We start from the raw sequence: 5,072 nt of genomic DNA, 5'->3' as shown, positions 1-5,072 counted from the left end.
GTGTTTCGGTGGTCATAGCGTTAGGGAAACGCCCGGTTACATTTCGAACCCGGAAGCTAAGCCTTTCAGCGCCGATGGTACTGCAGGGGGGACCCTGTGGGAGAGTAGGACACCGCCGAACAATTCTTCAAAAAGACCCCGATGGGAATCCGATTCCCTCGGGGTCTTTTTTATGTCCCGGTCCGGTACGCCCCGGTGCCGGACCCATGCGGGCCTACCGGTAGAGTCATGGGGCATCATCGGCCTGTTTCTCACGGGAGGCTCCCGGGTGGAGGTACAGGAGACACGAGTTCAGACGGACCGTGTGCTCACCATCCCGAACATCCTCAGCGCTGCGCGCCTCGTCGGCGTGCCGCTTTTCCTGTGGTTGATCCTCCGGCCCGAGTTCGGCGGGCCCAACAGTGACGGCTGGGCACTGCTGGTGCTGGCGTTCAGCGGTGTCAGCGACTATCTCGACGGGAAGCTGGCCCGTCGCTGGAACCAGATCAGCAGCCTCGGCCGACTTCTCGACCCCGCGGCCGACCGGCTCTACATACTGTCGACCCTTGTCGGGCTCACCTGGCGCGAGATCCTGCCCCTCTGGCTGACCGCGGTCCTTCTCGCACGAGAGCTGGTCCTGCTGGTGATGGTGGGCATCCTCCGGCGCCACGGCTATCCGCCGCCCCAGGTGAACTTCCTCGGCAAGGCGGCGACCTTCAACCTGATGTATGCCTTCCCCTTGCTCCTTCTGAGTGAGGGAAGTGGCTGGCTTCACACGACCGCCGCAATTTTCGGATGGGCGTTCGCCGGATGGGGTACAACACTCTATTGGTGGGCAGGAGTCCTCTACGTGGTTCAGGTCCGCCGACTTGTCAGGGCGGACACCGCGGCCGACTGAGCTCGCCGTAGCGGCGTCCATAGAAGCCGAGGCCCGTAGCGCGGTAGATGTAAGGGCCATCGGGCGTGCACGGTCGGCATGACCGTCGTCTCTTCAAGGAGGACGCTTCCGACATGAAGGCCGTCGTGATGGCAGGGGGCGAGGGAACTCGTCTGCGCCCGATGACCTCGACCATGCCCAAACCGCTGCTGCCCGTGGCCAATCGGCCGATCATGGAGCATGTGCTGCGGCTGCTCAAGCGGCATGGGCTCAGCGAGACCGTGGTGACCGTCCAGTTCCTCGCGTCCCTGGTCAAGAACTACTTCGGTGACGGCGAGGAGCTCGGTATGGAGCTCACGTACGCGAATGAGGAGAAGCCACTCGGCACCGCCGGTAGCGTCAAGAACGCAGAGGAAGCGCTCAAGGACGACACCTTCCTTGTGATCTCGGGCGACGCCCTGACGGATTTCGACCTTACGGATCTGATCAATTTCCATAAGGAAAACGGAGCCCTTGTCACCGTCTGTCTGACGCGCGTCCCCAATCCCCTCGAGTTCGGCATCACCATCGTCGACGAGGCCGGAAAGGTCGAGCGTTTCCTGGAGAAGCCCACCTGGGGTCAGGTCTTCTCGGACACGGTCAACACCGGCATCTATGTCATGGAGCCGGAGGTCTTCGACTATGTCGAGCCCGATGTTCCGGTCGACTGGTCCGGAGATGTCTTCCCTCAGTTGATGAAGGAGGGCAAGCCCATCTTCGGGTATGTCGCCGAGGGCTACTGGGAGGACGTGGGCACCCATGAGAGCTATGTGAAGGCCCAGGCCGATGTTCTCGAGGGCAAGGTCGACGTCGAACTCGACGGATTCGAGATCTCTCCCGGCGTATGGGTCGCCGAAGGGGCGGACGTGGATCCGGAGGCCGTGCTCCGCGGCCCGCTCTACATCGGTGACTACGCCAAGGTGGAGGCCGGTACCGAGATCCGTGAGCACACCGTCGTCGGTTCCAATGTCGTGGTGAAGAGCGGCGCCTTTCTTCACAAGGCGGTGGTGCACGACAACGTGTACGTCGGTCAGCAGAGCAATCTGCGCGGCTGTGTCATCGGCAAGAACACCGACATCATGCGCGCCGCCCGGATCGAGGACGGGGCCGTCATCGGCGATGAGTGCCTGATCGGCGAGGAGTCGATCGTCCAGGGCAATGTCCGGGTCTATCCGTTCAAGACCATCGAGGCGGGTGCGTTCGTCAACACCTCGGTGATCTGGGAGTCGCGGGGGCAGGCCCATCTGTTCGGCGCCCGCGGCGTCTCCGGGATCCTCAATGTGGAGATCACCCCGGAGCTCGCGGTGCGGCTCGCCGGGGCGTATGCGACGACGCTCAAGAAGGGCTCCACGGTCACCACGGCGCGTGACCACTCCAGGGGCGCGCGGGCGCTCAAACGGGCGATGATCTCCGCCCTGCAGACCAGCGCCATCGACGTACGGGACCTGGAGAACGTACCGCTGCCGGTGGCCCGGCAGCAGACCGCGCGCGGCAGTGCCGGCGGCTTTATGATCCGGACCTCGCCCGGGGTGCCGGACTCGGTGGACATCATGTTCTTCGACGAGCGGGGCGCCGATCTGTCCGCGGCCGGCCAGCGGAAGCTGGACCGGGTGTACGCCCGCCAGGAGTACCGCCGGGCCTTCCCGGGCGAGATCGGTGACCTCAGCTTCCCGTCGAGTGTCTTCGACTCGTACACGGGCTCGCTGCTGCGCGCCGTGGACATCAGCGGCATCGCCGAATCCGGTCTCAAGGTCGTCGTGGACGCCGCCAACGGAAGCGCCGGGCTGGTGCTCCCGAGTCTGCTGGGACGGCTCGGGGTGGACGCGCTGACCATCAATCCCGGCCTGAACGAGGCGCGTCCGACGGAGACCGCCGATGCCCGCCGGTCGGGGCTGGCCCGGCTCGGCGAGATCGTCGCCTCGGCGCGTGCGGCGTTCGGAGTGCGGTTCGACCCGGTCGGTGAGCGGTTCTCGCTCGTCGACGAGCGGGGCCGCATCGTCGAGGACGACCGGACACTGCTGGTGATGCTGGACCTGGTGGCCGCGGAGCGGCGCAGCGGGCGGGTGGCGCTTCCGGTGACCACGACCCGTATCGCCGAGCAGGTGGCGGCGTATCACGGCACGCAGGTGGAGTGGACGACCACCGCGGCGGACGATCTGACCCGGGTCGCCCGCTCGGAGACCACCATCTTCGGCGGTGACGGGCGCGGCGGATTCATCATCCCCGAGTTCAGCAGCGTCTTCGACGGTACGGCCGCCTTCGTCCGGCTGATCGGGCTGGTGGCGCGCACTCAGTTGACGCTGAGTCAGATCGATGCGCGGATCCCGCGGGCGCATGTCCAGCGGCGTGATCTGGCCACCCCCTGGGCGGTCAAGGGCCTGGTCATGCGGCATGTGGTGGAGGCCGCGGGCGACCGTAGCGTGGACACCACCGACGGGGTGCGGGTCGTGGAGGCCGACGGCCGGTGGGTCATGGTGCTGCCCGACCCGGCCGAGGCGGTCACCCATCTGTGGGCCGAGGGCCCGGACGACGCGTCCGCGCAGGCCCTGCTGGACGAATGGGCGAGCGTCGTGGACAGCGCGGGGCGCTGATCCCCAGGCCGTCTCCGCACGTCTGAGCGCGTGGGGGCCGCCGCCCCGAGGTCCCCGATCCGGCACGCCGGAGGGGCCATTCGGTGGCGGCGGCCCCCACGTGCGACGATGTGCGGCATGTCGCAGCCGCCCCCCGTTCGGAGCACAGCATCGCCGCGCCCTCGCCCGCGCCTCGACGCGTCCATGTCGCTGCTGACCAATGTGATGGACCACAGCCTCGACGACGGTTACGCCGAGGCCGCCGCGCGGCGCGGTGAGACCGGTCGCTCGCACCTGCCGCGCACCATGCGGGCCAAACTGGGGCTGGCTCTCGGTCTTGTCCTGGTCGCGGTGGTCATCACCGTCGGCGCCGCCGAGGCGCGGATATCGGCGCCCACGCTGGCCAAGGAGCGGGGAGAGCTGATCGACCGTATCGAGACGGGGAACTCGAACGCGGACAAGCTCGCCAGGGGCGTGGACAAGCTCCGCGGCGAGGTCGGGGAGAAGCAGCGGCAGGCGCTGGAGAAGCACGGCGGAGCCAAGGCCGATCTGGTCGCGCTGCTCTCGGGGGCCAACGAGGTGACGGGCCCCGGGGTGAAGCTGGTGGTCGACGACGCCAAGGGCGCGGCCGGCGGCGGCGGGGGACCACGGGAGAGCGCCGACTTCTCCGATACCGGCCGGGTGCGCGACCACGATATGCAGCGCGTCGTCAACGGCCTGTGGGAGTCGGGCGCGGAGGCCATCTCGATCAACGGACAGCGGCTGACGGCGCTCTCGGCGATCAGGGCGGCGGGAGACGCCATACTGGTCGACAACAAGCCGCTGGCGCCGCCGTATACGGTGCTCGCGGTGGGGGACGGGCAGCGGCTGAGCACCGCCTTCCAGAACAGCGCGGACGGCCAGTATCTGCATGTGCTTCAGCAGAACTATGACATCCGCACGAGCATTTCCGCCCAGGACTCGCTCCGGCTTCCGGCCGCACCGAGCCTGATCGTACGCACCGCGGAACCGATAGCCGGTGGCTCCGGCAAGGGTGACGCCGACACAGGGAAGGGCACATCGTGATCGCCGTATTGGGGCTCATCGTGGGAGTCGTGGTCGGGCTTGTGGTCCGACCCGTGGTGCCGACGGTGGTCGAGCCCTATCTGCCGATCGCCGTCGTGGCGGCGCTCGACGCGGTCTTCGGGGGCTTCCGGGCGATGCTGGACGGGATCTTCGACGACAAGGTCTTCGTCGTATCGTTCCTGTCCAATGTGGTGGTGGCCGCACTGATCGTCTTCCTCGGTGACAAGCTGGGCGTCGGTGCCCAGCTCTCGACGGGAGTCGTGGTCGTGCTCGGTATCCGGATCTTCTCCAACGCGGCCGCGATCCGCCGCCATGTCTTCCGGGCGTGAGGCCGATGACGACCGACGGCACCCCTGAGAAGCCCGAGCGGCCGGAGTCGGCCGAAACGCCGCGACGTCCGGCCGAAACGCCGCGACTGGCCGAGCGGGACGCGAGACCCGAGGGGCCCGAGCGGGCAGCGAAGGCCGAAGAGACCGAACCGGGCGCTGAGCAGGCGCGGCGGCAGCCCGAGCCGCCGCGACGGCCGGAGACGGCCCGGGAGC

General features: G+C 67.7%; 4 protein-coding genes, 1 rRNA gene and 1 pseudogene. All 6 read left to right on the top strand.

Annotated features, from left to right (window positions below; genetic code table 11):
- Positions 1-4: 4 nt before the first annotated feature.
- A 5S ribosomal RNA gene (gene rrf / locus KN815_RS46385) occupies positions 5-121 on the top strand.
- 147 nt (positions 122-268) lie between these two features.
- Positions 269-877: a cardiolipin synthase ClsA gene (gene clsA, locus KN815_RS46380; RefSeq protein ID WP_014058691.1), complete on the top strand. Its 609-nt coding sequence runs from the start codon at positions 269-271 to the stop codon at positions 875-877.
- Between the two features lie 113 nt (positions 878-990).
- Positions 991-3,486, top strand: a complete 2,496-nt coding sequence (locus KN815_RS46375; protein ID WP_216347798.1) for a mannose-1-phosphate guanyltransferase — start codon at positions 991-993, stop codon at positions 3,484-3,486.
- Positions 3,487-3,603: 117 nt separating this feature from the next.
- Positions 3,604-4,530 (top strand): DUF881 domain-containing protein, encoded by a 927-nt coding sequence (locus KN815_RS46370; protein WP_216347797.1) that lies wholly within the window; start codon positions 3,604-3,606, stop codon positions 4,528-4,530.
- A complete protein-coding gene (locus KN815_RS46365; RefSeq protein ID WP_014058688.1) occupies positions 4,527-4,859 on the top strand; it encodes a small basic family protein in 333 nt (110 codons plus the stop codon). Before KN815_RS46370 ends, KN815_RS46365 begins: the two co-directional genes overlap by 4 nt.
- Positions 4,860-4,864: 5 nt before the next feature.
- Positions 4,865-5,072: pseudogene (locus KN815_RS46360) on the top strand (hypothetical protein); the annotation flags it as partial.

The sequence above is a fragment of the Streptomyces niphimycinicus genome, assembly GCF_018883605.1.
Classification (GTDB): Bacteria; Actinomycetota; Actinomycetes; order Streptomycetales; family Streptomycetaceae; genus Streptomyces; species Streptomyces niphimycinicus.
Note: the sequence above shows the minus strand (reverse complement) of the source record. Positions and strands in the feature narration are given on the sequence as shown.